The following is a 15,416-nucleotide window of genomic DNA, read 5'->3' as shown; positions in this document are numbered from 1 at the left end:
CGATAATTTCGCATCTCATAAAAGTAAAACCGTGAAAAATAAAGTCGCAGAGCTCGGAATCTATCTCGTCTACCTCCCACCATACTCCCCTGATCTGAACCCAATAGAGTTCATATGGAAATCCATAAAGAGGCTGCTTTCTGTCACATTCGTCAAAAACCTGGAAGATGCAAAAAGAATCATCTCAGAGGGTTGGGCAAGATCCACCTCTTACCTGAGCTATGCTAAATCATGGATACACCGGTTCCTCGGAGCTGTAGGTTATACACAGTTATGCGGATAACTATAATCACGCTTTAATACCCACATCCAACTGGTTAACTTACAGCGTAGAAGCGCTTCAAAATCCTCCTGAATTTTCACACCCGTTGGTCTGAAACTATATAGCCGTTTTGGCGATGGCGCTCGGATGGCGAGATGAGTGGCTCTCTCCGGCCTGAAATCAGCCGGCAGGGCTCCAAGCTGTTATAATATATCATCTGTTAAGAATCGCATGCGACATAATACGATGTATATTTAACAATTTGCAACTACAAGTATCGTGCCGCTTGATGACATCGATAGCAATACTCACAGTGATGAACTTCGAGATAGTACCGGTGTAAAAAATTGTTGATCGATTCTTTCACCAAGCGGCCTTAACCGATGACACATGAAGAGCAATCACAAAAAATAGCTGCACACTCCTGGAGCTACCAGGAGATCGCCCTCCAGAGCCAGTTGCATATCAGAGTCCAGAACTTCTCGAATCCTGAGCCCTTCTCGATCTTCATTCTCTCCTTTTCAGAGTACTTCTTGCTCTTGGTCCATGACATGCCTATCACAGATGCTAGTGAATGGCATCGTCATATAATCATAACGGTCGACCTGCCTTTACATTTTGCACATCTCTCCTACATCAATCATAGAATCACTGATCCTCCTGTGCATTCCTGGCAGGCGAATGAGTGCATCAGGAACCCGCACTCATGTCCGCTAAATTGCTGGGCTCGTCCCCGTGATTCGGCGGATCGGTGATCCTGCAGAAGAGACAGAGTCCACGGTGATAGAGTTACCAGAGTTCACCTCTCCGGCGATTCGACCGGATGATCATTGCTGAATGCATAAGAGCGCTGTGCACAGCAACGCAGCATCTGTCTGACGACCCGATCTCAGTCACACCTGCGGATGTTTCAGCTGTGTATGTGGGTGTGAGCATGCTCATCTCTGTGCAGATGTGGATGCCTGTGGACCAGCCTGCCATGGCGGTGCATGTGCTCGTGGATGAGATTAGTCTCCAGAAGCAGATCTATGTCGCTGAGAACATCATCGACATCTCTATCGACCACGATCCTGTGGTTCTCTCCTATTACAACAGCCCTCCTGCTTATCTTATCTACGATGTCCAGGTCGTGTGTGGCCGTGATGATCGTCTTTCCGCAGCTGGCGAGCTCGTTCAGAAGCTCGATCAGCCAGAGCTGGCTGCGTGGGTCAAGCCCCGCGGTCGGCTCATCCAGAAGCAGAACATCAGGGTTCGTCGCGAGAACTGAGGCTATGCAGACCTTCTTCTTCTCGCCGCCACTGAGCGTGTGAGGCGCCCTGTCCCGGAGCTTCACTATGCCGAGCATCTCCATCAGCTCCTCCACTCTTTCCCGGACATCCTCCATCGGCATATCCAGCTGCATGGGTCCGAAGGCTATCTCATCGAAGACCGTGGATGAGAAGAGCTGAACGTCGGGATTCTGGAAGACGAACCCCACCTTGCTGCGGAAGAACCGCTTGAACTCGTTATCCCGGAGCGTGCCGAACAGCTCCTCATTCACCTGAGTTCCGAATGCGTAGTACCTGCCTGATGTCGGATAAATGAGAGCATCGATTATGGCCAGGAGCGTCGACTTTCCTGAGCCGTTTGCACCCAGGAGTGCGACCTGCTCTCCCTGGCATATCCTCAGATTTATATCTTCCAGCGCTTTCAGCCTTCCATTGTAGATGTAAGATACATCCTGCAGATCGAATATCACGTTCATCTCCAACCATCTCATGCGTTAACAATCCCGTGTGTGAGGAGAATAATGCTGATCACCACAGATACCCCTAGAGCGATGTAGTCGCGTCTACGCATTGCGAATTCATGGCTGATCCTGACATCGCCGCTGAAGCCTCTGGATATCATCGCCATGTGGACCTTCTCGCTCATGTCGAGAGCCTTTATAAGCATGTAGCCTATCCTTCCACCGACCCATCTCTGCTCCGCCAGGGTGCCCCTGCTTTTGATCGTCCTGCTCCTCTTCGCGATGTAGAGATCCCTGACCATCTCCATGAAGAGAAAGATGTACCTGTTGGCCATCTCTAGCGTGAGAACGTAGACCTTCGGCACGCCAATGGATCGCAGGGATTTGAAGAGCGCCTTCTGAGGGGTTGTGAGGAAGAGCAGGACCACTGCGGACACGCATGCTGCAACCCTCAGCGTGAATAGAACCGCTGCCCTGACCCCCTGAGATGTTATGTATATGCTCTCCGGAAGCCCGAAAGGCCCTATGTGTGCGCCTGGCCCGGGATTCAACAGAGGTACGAGCAGATCCCCGGGCAGGAAGACGTTGAGCGCCATGGGGATCGCGATCACACCTGTGAAGATGGGTATGAATAGCCACACCCTTTTTATGAAGAAAACTATATTTATCGAGCTTAGATATGCAAATATCAGCGTAAGAATATAAAATAATACTATGATCTCCAGATTTTTTGTCATACTTATTGCGAATATCATTGAAAGTATCGAGATCAGCTTGACCCTGGGGTCGAGGCCCTGGAGAAGGCCTTTTCTTGAGGATATCTCCTCGGTTGTCATCGCCTCCTGGAAGAAGGAGATTATGCCGTCTATCGTCTTTTTGACGAAGTCCTTCCTCGCGGGGGGCGGTGGGGCAAACCCTGTGTGTGTAAGATTGACGCTCTTCATCCAATCAGGTATCATGATGTAACCCAGTGAAGCTCTTTTGTGAAGACGTACTAATATTTTCCTGAGCATCATACAGTTGATTCAGCCGGTCAGCAGACACATGGTGGGAAGGCTGCACCGATAAAGAGTAACAGAGGGCGCAAACTCCGGTCTTCAGGCCGGAAGGGAAGGTCACCCAGAAACCCCGCATGCGAGAAAAGGCATGCCATAAGGATGAAAGCGTTTGAAGTGCTGCTGGTCTTGCCTAAAACGAGTCGACGGAGGTTAACCCTCCATGTTGTATAAAAGAGCGCCGAGGGTGAGATTCGAACTCACGAGACTCTTTCGAGTCACCAGCTCTCCAGGAGGTCCACTCCAGGCTGGCGCCCTACCACTAGACGACCTCGGCATCATTGCTTCCAGCGTCTTGGGTAAACACCGGGATCCATTATCACCCTTTCGGTCGATGCGATTATGCCGCTCCTCGCAGCAACCATCTCATCGCTCGAGAGCTTGGCCCTGCCGATCGCAACCGCCTCGCCCTTGAGTGTGTAGATAACAACGAAATCGCCCCTCTTTATATCTGTTTCCAGGCTCAGGAGACCCGGAGCCGCCAGGGGCGCGCCGTGGCAGATCGCATCAACTGCGCTATCGGATATGACAAGCCCGGGAAGATGCCTGAGGGCCCTCTCGACCGGGAGAATCGTCCTCCTGAGCGCGCTCTCATCCCCGCTCTCGCGCCAGATCTCATATGCATCTTTGAGATTGTGCAGAGTGACGAGCGTCTCATCCTCCGAGAACGGCCCTGCCTTCGTCCTTCGCAGCTCCTCCATGTTCGCGCCGCATCCGAGCGCGAGCCCCATGTCGTAGCAGAGCTTTCTGATGTACGTCCCTGCCTCGCACCCGACCCTCATCAGCACCCTCTGCCCCTCGATCTCCAGGACCTCGATGTAGTATATCTTCCTGGTTCGAAGATTTCTGGCGACGCTCGACTTCAGCGGAGGTCGCTGGTATATCTCCCCCGTGAACTCCTCGCATATCTCCAGGATCTTCTTCCGGGGAACCTGCTCATGGGTCCTCATGAGACAGACGTACTCCTTGCCGGCTGTGAGCAGGAACTCCACAACCCGCGTCGCATCGCCTGTGAGCACCGGAAGTATGCCCGTCACCCTCGGGTCCAGGGTGCCGCTGTGCCCCGCCTTCTCTATCCCCAGGATCCTCTTGACCCAGGCGACGACCTCATGGCTCGTCGGCCCCGAGGGCTTGTCGAGGTTTATCGCGCCAAGCCTGAGATGCTCCTGGAGCGGTCTCCTGTCCGGATAGCAGCCGTAGGATGGGTCTGTGGAGCCTTCACGCCTCACTATCTTTTCCCTCATGCGCTCCGCGGGAAGCCGCGTTCTGGGGATTCCTGATCTGGATGCCATACCTATCTCAGTGCTCTGACGGCTGCAAGTGCGATCGATAGCGTGCCCTTCTCGTCCCATCTGCCTGTATCGATTATCAGATCGTATATGCTCAGGTCGCTGATGTCTATGTTGTAGTACATCCTGTATCTTCTGGCCTCGCACTCCTCCCGCGCCCTGGCCTCTGAGAGGGCCTCCTCAAGAGACTTGTTCTCCCTCTTCGCTATCCTGCTGGCCCTCACACTCAGCGAGGTCTTGAGCATGATCTTCAGGTCTGCATCGAGCATGTGGCCAGCAAGCCTGCCCTCGAAGATACCGCTGCCGTTCTTCGCGAGGCTCCGCTGTGCGTCATCGATCATGTAATCGATCTCAGGCCCCTGCTCTGCAAGCCGCCCGAGCTCCTTCAGCGTCAGCCCGCGCTCTGCTGCAATCCTCCTGAAGAGATCACCTGAGTTGACCCATCTCAGGCCGAGCGCCTCGGAGAGCCCCCTCGCAAGCGTGCTCGTTCCAGAGCCCGGTGGACCGCTGATTGTTATGATCATTCCATACCGCCAATGTCAAGCGCTTTTCTTATTATCTGGGATATCGGGATCGAGCAGACGAAGTACCAGTAGAACCAGTAGAGTATCGGCCCCCAGACGATCTGGTTGATGTTCTGCTCTCCCCAGAACGGGAAGACCATGGTTATGCTGTGCTGGTCTATGTAGAGATAAGCCCACATGAAGAGCGGCACAGAGACGATTCCGATGTAAGCCATTGGCTTCAGCTGCATCTTCATCATCTTACTCTGGTCGCCCATCATCTCCAGCTGCTTGTTCTGGAGCTGCTGGACACGGGCCTGATCGCCTGCGAGCTGGGCTGCCCTGAGCTCAGCCTGGAACTCCCGCATCTTCATCTGCTGCTCCCTCAGGAAATCCCAGTCCATCGTGTATTTCTGTATGAGGCTTGCGTACAGGCCTGTTATCGCAGCGAGCACGAAGAGCACCATGTGGAACGGCAGTATCTCCGGAAGCCATCCTATGACCAGCTCCATGGCCATGCCTATGGCAACCCTGAACTCGTGGCTCACCATTATTCCGATGGTGAGCACAGCGCCCACGCTGAGCGCAACCCTATCGATCGATTCTACGATCCTGGACCTCATGCGCTCTCTCCGAAGATCCTCTGCATCATCGGGTACATCTCCTGGATCTGCTCGCTGGCGATCTGCTCATAGAGCCTGTACATTATAGAGACCGCGAGCAGCAGGCCTGTACCTCCTGCGCCTCCGAGCGTCCCCAGGAGGCTCGCTATCACGGTGAGCAGCCCGATAATCGCGCCGCCGATGACCGTCACCTTTGGGATGTACCGCTCCATGAGCCGCTCTATGCTGGCCGGACTTCTCCTGTATCCCGGTATCTGGAGGCCTGACGCGTGAATCTTTGCGGCTATGCTCTTCGCCCCCATACCGGTCGTCTCGATCCAGAATATGGCGAATATTATGCCGCCTATTATCAGGAAGGCCGTATCCGTGAGCAGGTGGAGCCAGATCTGCCATCCTGCTATCGGGTTTATTCCAAGCTCCACAAGACCAGGCGTCGACTGGGAGACCATGCTCGGGATCCAGTCGCTCGGCCCGTGGATCGGCGAGAGGTAGTACATCAGCCCTGATACAGGCTGCGGGGATGTCGCGCTTATCGGAGCACCTGTGGCTGCATCGAACTTCGCTGATGAGAGAAACGTCCCTAGCCAGCTCTGGTAGCCGGTGTAGACGATCCTGACGCCCTCGGCGGTCGTCTCAGCTGTCGTCACAGTCCCCAGCTTTGCGGTGAGCAGCGCGCCGACCATCTCGATGTTTGCCTGAAGCGCCCTTACCAGGATCATCGGCAGAACGCTTGCGTACACGAGCTTCACGGGGAACCTTCCCCTGGCACCCCTCACCCTGCTGTGCGCCAGCGGGATCTCGATCCTGGTGCTCTCGACGAACACGACCAGAAGTATTATCCCCACCGTGGATATGAGCGCAAGGAGCCCGCCTGTAACGAATATGAACTTCAGGCCCTCTGACGTGAAGATCTCATCCAGCCCTATGAGCCCGAGCCTGATTATCGATATCCATTTTGGGATGATCCCTATGGGGAGACCACCGTCTCCAGTTGCCCAGTTGAACAAACCTGTGACAAGCTGCTGGCTCACGCCCGCGACTATGAAGAGGCCGACACCAGAGCCGATTCCCCACTTGGAGACTACCTCGTCCATGTACAGTATCAGAACGCCGCCCAGGCACACCTGGAGGAATATGATGAGCGAGATCATGGAGAGTGATACCCCAAGCGTTGTGGCGAGCGTCTGGTCCGGGAGCAGGTACCCACCGGTGATCTGGGGGAGAGCCTCGACAACGATCATCACGAAGACCAGGGCCTTCTGGGTCCCCTGGAATATCGCCTGGTCCCTCGGATCCCTCAGATTGAGCTTTATTATCTCAGCACCGACGAGGAGCTGAAGGACTATGGATGCTGTGACTATCGGGCCTATTCCCAGGAGCATCAGAGATCCAAAGGAGCCCGCGAAGAACGCCCTGTAGTAGCCGAAAAGGTCGATGGAGTGCTTGGAGAGGCCGAAGAGAGGGATGTTGGAGAGCACAAAGTAGAGAAGGAGTATTCCGACCGTCCACCCGAGCTTTCTCTTGAAGTGGACATGTCCAGCAGGCCTCTCCACGGCAGGGAGCCTCTTGACGAACGGCTCTATCGCGTAGAAGAAACTTTGCTGGTTCATAATACCACGGCTTCACCGCCAGCTGCCTCGATCTTGCTCCTGGCTGAGCTGGAGAAGGCAGCTGCGGCGACTGTAAGCCTTCTTGTGACCCTTCCCTTTCCCAGAACCTTCACACCGTGCAGCTCTATCCTGCCCTCCGGCCCAACCATCTCGTTCAGAACGCCGACATTGATGGTCTCGATGTCGAATGAGTTTGGCCGCACGAACCCGTGCTTGCCCATGGGCTCTCCGCGTATTATCGAGCGGACCCAGTGGTGCTTGCATGTGCCAGCGTTGCCGCGCCCGCCTCTGGAGCCGCCTCCCCTCTGGTTCTTGTGCTTTCCGTGGTAGGTTCTGTGACCACGCTTCTCCTTCGTATGCTCCCTGACCATGATATCACCTCATCTTCTTTATGAGCTCGGCTATCGATTCGTGATATCCAAGCTCTCCGCCTTCCTTGACGCTCTTCTTTATCCCGCGGTGGCCCTTGCGTGGGGGGTGTAGCCTGAACACCGGCTTTATGCCGAAGTCCTTCAGGCTTGCAGCACCTGCGCATACAGCCTCCGCAAGCTCGCGTATGCTCTTGTACGGAGAGATCTGACGGACCAGATCATCTGTAAGGCGTCTGTTTCCGCTGAGCCTGCCGCGTCTTTCCAGAACCATGGCGAGCAGATCCGCGTCTGCCCTTCCCCAGGCGACGTAGTCCTTGACCACCTGGATCATCCCGCGGTAGTGCTCATCCTCCCTCACAAACACGCAGTGGTTCACCCTGTGGAGACGGAGCATGCTCAGGGTATCCCTGATCTGAGGCTTCGTGTTGACCTCTCCCCTGAGCCTGATTATCGCGTACATCCTCAAGACCTCACAGTTATGGTGTTAAGGAGCGCATTGTAGGTCGCCTTGGCGAAGTTCAGGGTTGTCCTCGTCGATCCCTCTGTCCTAGTCCAGACGTCCTTTATGCCGGCCATCTCCATGACCTTCTTGGCCACATCTCCGGCAGCCAGCCCGAGGCCCCTGGGTGCGGGCATGAGGTATATCCTGACGCTGCCTGAGCTACCAGATACCTTGTACGGCACGGTGTGCGCCTGGCCGCAGCCGCACTCCCAGCTCCCGCAGCCTCTGTTGATCCGGACGACATTGAGCTTCGCGTTCTCTATGCCCTTCTTGATGGCCCCGCCAACCTGGACGTCCTTGCCGTGGCCTATGCCGATGTATCCGTCCCTGTTCCCGACTATGACCGTGGTTCTGAACTTCACCCTTCGCCCGGAGTCGGTCATCCTCTGCACCATGGTTATGTCCAGGACCTCATCCTCGAGGCCGGGGAGCAGAAGATCTATAATCTGATGCTCTTTGATGGGAAGGCCAGACCTGACCGCCTCCTCGAACGTCGTGACCTGTCCCTCGTAGACAAGTCTGCCGAGCCTGGTCTTCGGTATCCATTCCTCTTCAGTCTCGTAACCCTTGATCATGATCTCACCCCAGTATCCTCTCCCTCGCGGCCTCGAACTGTGAGACCACGTCCACTCCGGTGTAGTCCCTTATGACCTCTCCACGGATCCTTGAGTCGTCCGGGAAGACCTCAGGGCTGTGGGGCACGTTCACTCCAGCATCAACAACTCCTTTAAGGGCGGCATACACCCTGCTCCCCCTGGAGTTCGAGTGCAGACCTATGTCGAGTATGCCCTCATCATACCCCAGTGCGAGCATCTTCTTGCCGAAAAGCAATCCCGTGAGGTAAGCTGCGGGCACGTTGCCCGTGCTGTGCTGGAAACCGTATTTTCTGAGCTCCTTCGAGCTGACTGTGAGCAGCGTCCTGTCACCCTTGAGCTCAGCGATGATCAGCTGTATTGTGATATTTGCATTGCCCTTCCTGACGACCACCCTCGGCTTTCTGGAGAGGATGAGCCTGTATCTGACATGGTAGTCGGTCCTGCCCTCTCTCCGCCTCCTGAAGGGCACCCTGTATCGCGGTCCTGTAGCCAAATAGCATCACTCTCTCATAAGGCCTTTCGCCTTGATGTAAGCATCGAGATGCGCAATGCTCCTGTACTCTCCGCCTTTCGCCTTTCTGTACAGCAGCCTGTATGCGTGTCTGTCGATCTTCTCGCTATCCCTCATCTCCCGGAGACGCCTCCGGAGTGCTCTGATCCTGCTGATCCAGACCTCCTTTGGAGAGGCTCTGGCGCCCTTTGCACCCCTTCTGCGGCCGGGCCCTTTCCTGTGGCCGTATGCCCTCTTCTCAGCTCTCAACCTGAACCTGGCACGGCTGTTGCCCTTCCTGGGCTTTGCCTTTATATTGCCGGCCTCGATCTGAGCACGTATATCCTCTCTTGTGATGGCATCAGCCAGCTCGCTGGCCACCTCCGGGTCCGGGTTGATCCACACCCGGCTCTCTCCGACACCGAGCTCGCTTGCTGCCAGCCTTCTCTGAACGCTGAAGTTGGGCACCTCACTCGCCTCCGGTCTTCGGGTTCAGTATCTTCAGGTTCATCTCCCTGGCCATGGCCTCGATCTTCTCCCTCTTGCGCATTCCGACGGTCCTGGCGATCCTGATCGCACATCCCTCGGCCTTCTTCAGGTCGTCCACGCATCTCACCAGAACCTCCCTGAATCCTGAGGGGTGCAGGCCCCGAACAGCCCTCGGGCTCCCGAAGCCGGGTCTAACAAGACGCCCTTTCGCTCTGACCTGCTGTCTGAGCTTGTTGTGCAGACCCCTAGGCCTGCGCCAGCTCTCGCTAAGCCTGGCCTTCTTGTGTGAGTCGTGGCGTCTGAACTCCGGCTTCTTCGCCTTCTGCCTGGCTCTCACCCTGAGCAACCTGTCCATCTCTGCTCACCTCTTCTCCACCAGGTATATTCCATCCTGGAATATCCTCACATCGAATCCCCTGACCCTGGTGGCCTGCTCTATGTTCGCCATCGTCTGGCCCACTGCCTCCCTGTCTGTGCCCCTGATCACTATCTCGTCCTTGCCGACCTCGACCTTGGAATCACCGATGATTGTTGCGAAGCGCGGCTTCCTCTCGCCGAGGAAGTTGCTGATGACAACCTTTCCATCTGCCACCTTCACCTGAATCGGGAAGTGCGAGTACACCACCTTCATCCTGTACTCAAAGCCGTCCGTAACACCCTTGATCATGTTATTGATGTGTGCAGCTATAGTCCCGACCATGGCCAGGTGCTGCTTTTTTGTCACCTCTGATCTGATCAGTATCTCTGAGTCCTCTCTCTTTATCTCTATGCCCGGATACCAGAGCTCCCTGGACAGCTCACCCTTCGGTCCCCTGACTTTAACATCACGGCCTGATATCTGGACATCAACGCCATCCGGGATATCCAAACGACGAACCACCTCTTTGACCATGATCATCACCTAGTACACATAGGCCAGCAGATGGCCGCCTATGCCACGCGCCCTGGCGTCGGTGTGTGGCATCACACCCTGGCTGGTGCTCAGTATCAGCACCCCGAAGTTCCTCGCGGGGAGGAAGCGCCTCTCCCACTTCTCCAGCTCTGCGACCTTGGTGGCGAACCTGGGCTTTATGACACCACAGCGGTTTATTCTTCCCAGCAGTTTGACCTTGAACATGCCCGACTTCCCGTCGTCGATGAACTCGAACTCGCCGATATACCCCAGATCTGCCATGACCTTGAGAGTCATGGCTATGAGCTTGGATGCCGGCTTGATTATACACTCGGGCTTGCCGACGCTCTCAGCGTTCTTTATTGTGGACATCGCATCAGCGAGCGGATCTAGCAACATAATCTTCACCTACGAGTATTTCTCGAAGCCCATCTCCCTGGCGATCTCACGGAAGCACTGTCTGCACAGGTATATGCCGTACTTCCTGACCAGTCCGGGCTTCCTCCCGCAGCGCCTGCATTCGTTAGCGCCTCTACCAAATTTCTTCTTCATGCAGCCTCCACGACCCGAACTCCAAACCTCTTCTGGACGAACTCGATAGCCTCGTCCCTCTTGACCTTATGCGAGTTTGGAAGCTTTCTGCGGGCCACACGCCTCTCTGCTATACGGTATCCTGCTCTCCTCAGCGATACCGCCACATCCATGCCGAAGATCCCTATCTCCGGATCGTACTTCATTCCCGGAAAGTCTGTGTGCTCCTCGATTCCGAAGGCAAAGTTGCCGTTCTCATCGAACTGGCTCCTCTTTATTGTGCTTCCAACCACCTTGAACGCCGTCTCCAGAAATTCCTCGGCTGCCCTGCCTCTGAGCGTCACACGCGTGCCTATAGGCTCTCTCTTTTTTATCCCGAATGCCGGAAGGGTCTTCTTCGCCCTGGACCTGATGGGGGTCTGGCCTGTGATCTCTGAGAGAATCGTCTCCGCATTGACAAGCCTCTGGCCGCTCTCGCCCACACCTATATGGACAACGACCTTGTCTATCCTGGGCTCCAGGTTCATCTTCCAGCCTCCAGCTCAATAACAGGTGCGTCCCTGCCTATCATGAAAACATAGTCGACGATCGTATCTATGTCCCTGTCATCTGTGGATATTGTGACCCTGTTCGGCATAGAGCTTCTCACTATCTGCACGGATTTGATGCGGCCTGTCTTTCCTGTATGAGATCCGCCAGTCACCATCGCCAGGTTACCGACCTCGAACTTTATGACGTCCTCGATGCTTCTCTCCGGCAGTGATATCAGCAGTGAATCGCCGGTCCTGAACTCGCCCTCTGCGATTATGTTTGATCCATCACTCAGGTTCAGCTGTGTGCGGTTGCCCTTCAGGGTTGTTTTGTTCTCTATCCTGACCAGCTTTCTCGGCTTATCTGGCTGGATCTCTATGAGCACAAAGTATCCCTTCGTGCTCTTGATCACCCTGTACTGCTTGTTGAGGGCTGGAACTGTTACGACGTCGAATAGCCCCACGGGGAACCTCGCATCCTTTCTCACAGCTCCGTCCACCAGCACACCGCCCTCGTGAAGGATCCTCTTGACCTCGCGCGCGTTGTCCGCCAGCTTCAAAAGATCCCTGACAACGACCATCAGAGGCAGGCTCTCCTCAGCTGAGTGCGGGCCAGGTCTCGGCGTTGCTATCCACTTGCTGGTCTTCCTCGGTACTGGCCAGCTCCTGGGTATCGTGACTCTCTTCTTGTGCACCTGAATCACCTGGAGAATATCTTCTCGCGCTCGTCGTCGTCGAGTTCAAGCTTTGTGATCATGACATTTGATGGATGTATGGGGCGTGGGACCTCTGTCCCGTCAGCACGGAAGTTGCTGACGCCGGTGACTGTTATCACACCTCTCTTCAGATCCACGCTCAGAACCTCGCCCTCGACGCCCGCGTTATCGCCACGCATAACCTTCACTGTATCGCCCTTCTTGACCTGAGCGCTCCTCTTACCGTACTCCTTCCTGAGCTCCGGGCTCAGCATCGCGTGCATCAGCTTCTGCCTCATGTGGAGCGGGGCGTTGAACCTGGCCTTCCTCTGCTTCCGTGGTTGCTTGCTGATCATAACCATCACACTATCATAGCTGCCGATGAGGCGATCTTCCCGAACCGCTCAGCCACTTCCCTGGCCACAGGTCCCTTGATCTCGGATCCCTTCGGAACGCCCTCGTCATCTGTTATGACCGCAGCGTTGTCCTCGAACTTGACCCTGAGACCATCTGGCCTCCTGAACTCCTTCTTCTGTCTGATTATCACAGCGTTGAATATCTGCTTCCTCATCTCAGGAGTTCCTTTCTTAACGGAGACCACTACCATGTCCCCTATGCCAGCGCAGGGCTGCCTGTTCTTGACCCCGCGGTACTTCTTCACGGAGACGACGAACAGCGTCCTGGCGCCCGTGTTGTCCGCGCACTCGAGATACGTCCCGGTGTTTATCGACCTCGGGATCTTTGCCTTGTTCCCCCTCATCGCACGACCTCCACAACGACAAACGACTTGGTCTTGCTGAGAGGTCTGCACTCAGCTATCCTTACCCTATCCCCAACCTTTGCGGCCAGGCACGGCGGGTTGTGCGCATGGATCTTGGATCTGCGTTTCTCGTACCGCTCGTACTTTGCTATTCTCTTTTTGAACTCTCTCATGACAACCACGGTTCTGGCCATCTTATCGCTGACCACGACCCCTTCTAGGACCTGGCCGCGAACCGGTAGCCTGCCGTGGAAGGGACACTTTGGATCGTTGCAGGCCTGCTGGGGCGCGCTCACGTCCAGTCCTATATCTCTCATATCTTCCACCTCGATATCTGCATCCTTTTATTTATTCTGTTCTCGGGTTGTGAGATCAAAACAGAGCCCGCGATCCTCACCTTCTGCCCATCAGGCAGCGTAAAGATGAAGCTTGTGTGGGCCTTTGGGACGCGCCTCAGGCCGCGCTGCGTCTCGATAACGAAGGTGTTCCTCGTCTCATCCACCACCAAGCCTCTCATGCCAGCCATGGTGCGGTTTGGGGTATCGATCACCTCGACCGTCAAACCTATCAGCTCATGCCTGGCTATGTTCTCGGGACTGATCATCACTTCCTGACGCGCTCCCTCTGTACCGTCTTCATCCTGGCGATCGTCCGGCGGATCTCTCTGATCCTTCCGGGCTTCTCAGGAGCGCCACCTGCCCTCACAGCACCCCGCTCGCGTATAAGCTCCACCTCAAGCTTGCGGAGCTCCTCCTCGAGCTCCTCTGAGCTCATGTTCCTGATCTCATCAATCCTGAATATCGCCATGGGCCTCAGCCTCGCTCATCCCGCTATCCGGCTCCTGGGGAGCCTGCTCCTGGTCCACTTCCGTCGCCGAAGGCGTATCCACCGGCTCATCGAGGAGCTTATCAAGCTCGCTCTTCTTCTCCTCGACCCTCTGCTCCTGCGTCTCCCCTGCTGGAGCCGCTGCCGCAGCCTCAGGCGCGGCCTCCTTCACCTCAGGCTCCTTCGGAGGCGCCTTTATCTGGAAGTCGTCCGGCAGAACAGCGCCTGGCGGAACGATCCTGACCTGGCAGCCGATCGCGCCGAGCTTCTTCACAGCAACAGCATAGCCTGTGTCGACTATCTCCTCAGCCGGCTTTCCTGAGTGTTTTATGTAACCGGCGAGGAACTTCTCAACCCGCGCCCTCGGGCCGGTCAGCTTGCCGCTGATCACTATCTCGCACCCGAGCGCTCCGGAGTCCATGACCCTGCGCAGCATCGACTGGCCCGCCTTGCGGAAGTACCAGCCGTGCTCCAGCGAGCTTGCGAGCCTGTTCGCCACAACCCTCGCGTTCAGGTCGCCCTTCCCGACGTCCTGGACATCTATCTGCGGGTTGTCGAGCCTGAACCTCCTCTCGAGGTCTCTGGTGATCTTGCGTATCAGCTTCCCGCCCTTTCCTATGACCATGCCGGGCTTCTCAGCATAAACCGTGATCTGAGTGCCCATTGGGGTGCGGTTCATGACCATGCCGCCGTATCCAGCCCGGTCCAGCTCCTTCGCAAGATACTCATCCACGAGCGCCTTGGTGAACCCCTCCTGGACGAACTTCTTCTCAACAGCCAAACTATCTCACCTCTGTCAGTATCATCTCTATGGATACGGTCTCCTGGTTCTTCGGAGTGGCCCTGCCCATGGCCCTCGGCATCCATCCCCTGAAAGTCCTGCCCTTCTTCGTGTTGGCATAGCCAATCATCAGCTTCTCCTTCTCGAGACCCTTGTACTCCGCGTTTCCGATCGCATTCTTCAGCACCCTGAGCACAGCCCTTGCTGCCTTCTGCGGGAACCTGCCGGACGGCCAGCCCACCAGGCCGCGCCTGTGTGGCACGTTCCTGTTGTACCGCCGGAACGGCACCGCCCTCTTCAGGGCTATGACGTCCTGGAGGTACCTCTCCGCGGCCTCGACCTTCATTCCCCTTATCGCCCTGCAGATCTCCCTGGCATGCTTCGGAGAGATGGGCAGCTCCACGCCCATCGCCCTGGCAAACCGCCCCTCAGGGGTAATTGAGTAGTTCAGTCTTCCCACGAGCACACCTCACTTGAGCGGCACGAACTTGCTCGACCGCGTTGCTCCGACGCCTGCAGCGCCGTGGATCACCCTGGCCCTCGTGAGAGCGTACTCTCCAAGGTAATGGCCTATCATCTCAGGAATGATCTCAACGCGCTGGAAGGTCTTCCCGTTGTGTATCTCCACGACCTTCCCGACCATCTCAGGGAGCACTATCGCATCCCTCAGGTGAGTCTTTGCGGTTCCTCTTGACTTGAGCTTCGCCATGAACTTCCTGTGCTCCTTCGAGAGACCCCGCCTGAGCGATCTCCGCTGCCTTGATGGCAGAAGCTCTGCGATCTCCTCGAGACGCATCTTTGCGAGCTCAGATACCCTGTAGCCCCTGTAGGTGAACTCCTCCTTCCTCTTGGGAAGCTTGGATCCTGCTCTCTTCGCCACAAC

Annotated in this window: 26 protein-coding genes, 1 tRNA gene and 1 pseudogene; 1 reads left to right on the top strand and 27 read right to left on the bottom strand. The window is 56.0% G+C overall.

Annotated elements, in window-relative coordinates; translation table 11 throughout:
* A pseudogene (locus QFX31_RS00985) lies at positions 1-160 on the top strand (transposase); the annotation flags it as partial.
* 532 nt (positions 161-692) lie between these two features.
* Here QFX31_RS00985 and QFX31_RS00980 read toward each other — a convergent pair.
* The 27 genes from QFX31_RS00980 to QFX31_RS00850 form a co-directional block, all read right to left on the bottom strand.
* The gene (locus QFX31_RS00980) at positions 693-824 is read right to left on the bottom strand and encodes a hypothetical protein (RefSeq protein ID WP_296608995.1); all 132 of its coding nucleotides are present in this window, start codon (positions 822-824) and stop codon (positions 693-695) included.
* Positions 825-1,172: 348 nt separating this feature from the next.
* Entirely contained in the window at positions 1,173-2,006 is an 834-nt protein-coding gene (locus QFX31_RS00975) for an ABC transporter ATP-binding protein (protein ID WP_348530285.1), read from the bottom strand.
* Positions 2,007-2,017: 11 nt separating this feature from the next.
* The gene (gene cbiQ / locus QFX31_RS00970; protein ID WP_348530275.1) at positions 2,018-2,935 is read right to left on the bottom strand and encodes a cobalt ECF transporter T component CbiQ; all 918 of its coding nucleotides are present in this window, start codon (positions 2,933-2,935) and stop codon (positions 2,018-2,020) included.
* A gap of 290 nt (positions 2,936-3,225) precedes the next feature.
* Positions 3,226-3,323: transfer RNA gene (locus QFX31_RS00965), tRNA-Ser, on the bottom strand.
* Between the two features lies 1 nt (position 3,324).
* Entirely contained in the window at positions 3,325-4,338 is a 1,014-nt protein-coding gene (locus QFX31_RS00960; protein ID WP_348530274.1) for an RNA-guided pseudouridylation complex pseudouridine synthase subunit Cbf5, read from the bottom strand.
* A gap of 2 nt (positions 4,339-4,340) precedes the next feature.
* Entirely contained in the window at positions 4,341-4,859 is a 519-nt protein-coding gene (gene cmk, locus QFX31_RS00955) for a (d)CMP kinase (protein ID WP_348530273.1), read from the bottom strand.
* A complete protein-coding gene (locus QFX31_RS00950; protein ID WP_348530272.1) occupies positions 4,856-5,461 on the bottom strand; it encodes an EMC3/TMCO1 family protein in 606 nt (201 codons plus the stop codon). The genes cmk and QFX31_RS00950 overlap by 4 nt, the downstream gene beginning before the upstream one ends.
* Positions 5,458-7,071: a preprotein translocase subunit SecY gene (gene secY, locus QFX31_RS00945; RefSeq protein WP_348530271.1), complete on the bottom strand. Its 1,614-nt coding sequence runs from the start codon at positions 7,069-7,071 to the stop codon at positions 5,458-5,460. The genes QFX31_RS00950 and secY overlap by 4 nt, the downstream gene beginning before the upstream one ends.
* Positions 7,068-7,442, bottom strand: a complete 375-nt coding sequence (locus QFX31_RS00940; RefSeq protein WP_348530270.1) for an uL15m family ribosomal protein — start codon at positions 7,440-7,442, stop codon at positions 7,068-7,070. Before QFX31_RS00940 ends, secY begins: the two co-directional genes overlap by 4 nt.
* A 4-nt stretch (positions 7,443-7,446) precedes the next feature.
* Entirely contained in the window at positions 7,447-7,902 is a 456-nt protein-coding gene (locus QFX31_RS00935; RefSeq protein ID WP_348530269.1) for a 50S ribosomal protein L30, read from the bottom strand.
* 2 nt (positions 7,903-7,904) lie between these two features.
* Positions 7,905-8,519 carry a 30S ribosomal protein S5 gene (locus QFX31_RS00930; RefSeq protein ID WP_324304421.1) on the bottom strand — a complete coding sequence of 205 codons (615 nt, stop codon included), beginning with the start codon at positions 8,517-8,519 and terminating at the stop codon, positions 7,905-7,907.
* Between the two features lie 4 nt (positions 8,520-8,523).
* Positions 8,524-9,033 (bottom strand): 50S ribosomal protein L18, encoded by a 510-nt coding sequence (locus QFX31_RS00925; RefSeq protein ID WP_348530268.1) that lies wholly within the window; start codon positions 9,031-9,033, stop codon positions 8,524-8,526.
* A gap of 6 nt (positions 9,034-9,039) precedes the next feature.
* Positions 9,040-9,498 (bottom strand): 50S ribosomal protein L19e, encoded by a 459-nt coding sequence (locus QFX31_RS00920; RefSeq protein WP_348530267.1) that lies wholly within the window; start codon positions 9,496-9,498, stop codon positions 9,040-9,042.
* Position 9,499: 1 nt separating this feature from the next.
* Positions 9,500-9,874, bottom strand: a complete 375-nt coding sequence (locus tag QFX31_RS00915) for a 50S ribosomal protein L32e (RefSeq protein WP_348530266.1) — start codon at positions 9,872-9,874, stop codon at positions 9,500-9,502.
* Between the two features lie 6 nt (positions 9,875-9,880).
* Positions 9,881-10,411 carry a 50S ribosomal protein L6 gene (gene rpl6p / locus QFX31_RS00910; RefSeq protein WP_348530265.1) on the bottom strand — a complete coding sequence of 177 codons (531 nt, stop codon included), beginning with the start codon at positions 10,409-10,411 and terminating at the stop codon, positions 9,881-9,883.
* 9 nt (positions 10,412-10,420) lie between these two features.
* On the bottom strand, positions 10,421-10,813 hold the full coding sequence (locus QFX31_RS00905) for a 30S ribosomal protein S8 (protein ID WP_348530284.1): 393 nt from the start codon (positions 10,811-10,813) through the stop codon (positions 10,421-10,423).
* Positions 10,814-10,819: 6 nt separating this feature from the next.
* Positions 10,820-10,963 (bottom strand): 30S ribosomal protein S14, encoded by a 144-nt coding sequence (locus tag QFX31_RS00900; RefSeq protein ID WP_011696858.1) that lies wholly within the window; start codon positions 10,961-10,963, stop codon positions 10,820-10,822.
* Positions 10,960-11,469, bottom strand: coding sequence for a 50S ribosomal protein L5 (locus QFX31_RS00895; protein WP_348530264.1), 510 nt, complete (start codon positions 11,467-11,469; stop codon positions 10,960-10,962). Before QFX31_RS00895 ends, QFX31_RS00900 begins: the two co-directional genes overlap by 4 nt.
* Positions 11,466-12,167: a 30S ribosomal protein S4e gene (locus QFX31_RS00890; protein WP_348530263.1), complete on the bottom strand. Its 702-nt coding sequence runs from the start codon at positions 12,165-12,167 to the stop codon at positions 11,466-11,468. Before QFX31_RS00890 ends, QFX31_RS00895 begins: the two co-directional genes overlap by 4 nt.
* A gap of 5 nt (positions 12,168-12,172) precedes the next feature.
* Complete coding sequence (gene rplX / locus QFX31_RS00885) at positions 12,173-12,523, bottom strand: 50S ribosomal protein L24 (protein WP_348530262.1); 351 nt, start codon at positions 12,521-12,523, stop codon at positions 12,173-12,175.
* Positions 12,524-12,528: 5 nt separating this feature from the next.
* Positions 12,529-12,927 (bottom strand): 50S ribosomal protein L14, encoded by a 399-nt coding sequence (gene rpl14p / locus QFX31_RS00880; protein ID WP_296608026.1) that lies wholly within the window; start codon positions 12,925-12,927, stop codon positions 12,529-12,531.
* On the bottom strand, positions 12,924-13,244 hold the full coding sequence (locus tag QFX31_RS00875; protein WP_296608028.1) for a 30S ribosomal protein S17: 321 nt from the start codon (positions 13,242-13,244) through the stop codon (positions 12,924-12,926). Before QFX31_RS00875 ends, rpl14p begins: the two co-directional genes overlap by 4 nt.
* The gene (locus tag QFX31_RS00870; protein ID WP_296608030.1) at positions 13,241-13,531 is read right to left on the bottom strand and encodes a ribonuclease P protein component 1; all 291 of its coding nucleotides are present in this window, start codon (positions 13,529-13,531) and stop codon (positions 13,241-13,243) included. The genes QFX31_RS00875 and QFX31_RS00870 overlap by 4 nt, the downstream gene beginning before the upstream one ends.
* Positions 13,531-13,734 (bottom strand): 50S ribosomal protein L29, encoded by a 204-nt coding sequence (gene rpmC, locus QFX31_RS00865; RefSeq protein WP_011696865.1) that lies wholly within the window; start codon positions 13,732-13,734, stop codon positions 13,531-13,533. The genes QFX31_RS00870 and rpmC overlap by 1 nt, the downstream gene beginning before the upstream one ends.
* Positions 13,715-14,533 carry a 30S ribosomal protein S3 gene (locus QFX31_RS00860; protein ID WP_348530261.1) on the bottom strand — a complete coding sequence of 273 codons (819 nt, stop codon included), beginning with the start codon at positions 14,531-14,533 and terminating at the stop codon, positions 13,715-13,717. Before QFX31_RS00860 ends, rpmC begins: the two co-directional genes overlap by 20 nt.
* Before the next feature lies 1 nt (position 14,534).
* Entirely contained in the window at positions 14,535-14,993 is a 459-nt protein-coding gene (locus QFX31_RS00855) for a 50S ribosomal protein L22 (protein WP_348530283.1), read from the bottom strand.
* Between the two features lie 9 nt (positions 14,994-15,002).
* Positions 15,003-15,413 (bottom strand): 30S ribosomal protein S19, encoded by a 411-nt coding sequence (locus QFX31_RS00850; RefSeq protein WP_342766357.1) that lies wholly within the window; start codon positions 15,411-15,413, stop codon positions 15,003-15,005.
* Positions 15,414-15,416 lie beyond the last annotated feature (3 nt).

Origin of the sequence: Methanothrix sp. (genome assembly GCF_030055635.1) — an archaeon.
Lineage (GTDB): Archaea > Halobacteriota > Methanosarcinia > Methanotrichales > Methanotrichaceae > Methanothrix_B.
Note: the sequence above shows the minus strand (reverse complement) of the source record. Positions and strands in the feature narration are given on the sequence as shown.

Coding starts and splice junctions, on each gene's coding strand:
- QFX31_RS00960 (WP_348530274.1), bottom strand. CDS start 4,338: ATGGCATCCAGATCAGGAATCCCCAGAACGCGGCTTCCCGCGGAGCGC.
- QFX31_RS00975 (WP_348530285.1), bottom strand. CDS start 2,006: ATGAACGTGATATTCGATCTGCAGGATGTATCTTACATCTACAATGGA.
- QFX31_RS00935 (WP_348530269.1), bottom strand. CDS start 7,902: ATGTACGCGATAATCAGGCTCAGGGGAGAGGTCAACACGAAGCCTCAG.
- rpmC (WP_011696865.1), bottom strand. CDS start 13,734: ATGGCGATATTCAGGATTGATGAGATCAGGAACATGAGCTCAGAGGAG.
- QFX31_RS00870 (WP_296608030.1), bottom strand. CDS start 13,531: ATGATCAGTCCCGAGAACATAGCCAGGCATGAGCTGATAGGTTTGACG.
- QFX31_RS00900 (WP_011696858.1), bottom strand. CDS start 10,963: ATGAAGAAGAAATTTGGTAGAGGCGCTAACGAATGCAGGCGCTGCGGG.
- rpl14p (WP_296608026.1), bottom strand. CDS start 12,927: ATGAGGGGGAACAAGGCAAAGATCCCGAGGTCGATAAACACCGGGACG.
- rpl6p (WP_348530265.1), bottom strand. CDS start 10,411: ATGGTCAAAGAGGTGGTTCGTCGTTTGGATATCCCGGATGGCGTTGAT.
- QFX31_RS00940 (WP_348530270.1), bottom strand. CDS start 7,442: ATGGTCAGGGAGCATACGAAGGAGAAGCGTGGTCACAGAACCTACCAC.
- secY (WP_348530271.1), bottom strand. CDS start 7,071: ATGAACCAGCAAAGTTTCTTCTACGCGATAGAGCCGTTCGTCAAGAGG.
- QFX31_RS00950 (WP_348530272.1), bottom strand. CDS start 5,461: ATGAGGTCCAGGATCGTAGAATCGATCGATAGGGTTGCGCTCAGCGTG.
- rplX (WP_348530262.1), bottom strand. CDS start 12,523: ATGATCAGCAAGCAACCACGGAAGCAGAGGAAGGCCAGGTTCAACGCC.
- QFX31_RS00930 (WP_324304421.1), bottom strand. CDS start 8,519: ATGATCAAGGGTTACGAGACTGAAGAGGAATGGATACCGAAGACCAGG.
- QFX31_RS00915 (WP_348530266.1), bottom strand. CDS start 9,874: ATGGACAGGTTGCTCAGGGTGAGAGCCAGGCAGAAGGCGAAGAAGCCG.
- cmk (WP_348530273.1), bottom strand. CDS start 4,859: ATGATCATAACAATCAGCGGTCCACCGGGCTCTGGAACGAGCACGCTT.
- QFX31_RS00895 (WP_348530264.1), bottom strand. CDS start 11,469: ATGAACCTGGAGCCCAGGATAGACAAGGTCGTTGTCCATATAGGTGTG.
- QFX31_RS00875 (WP_296608028.1), bottom strand. CDS start 13,244: ATGAGAGATATAGGACTGGACGTGAGCGCGCCCCAGCAGGCCTGCAAC.
- cbiQ (WP_348530275.1), bottom strand. CDS start 2,935: ATGAAGAGCGTCAATCTTACACACACAGGGTTTGCCCCACCGCCCCCC.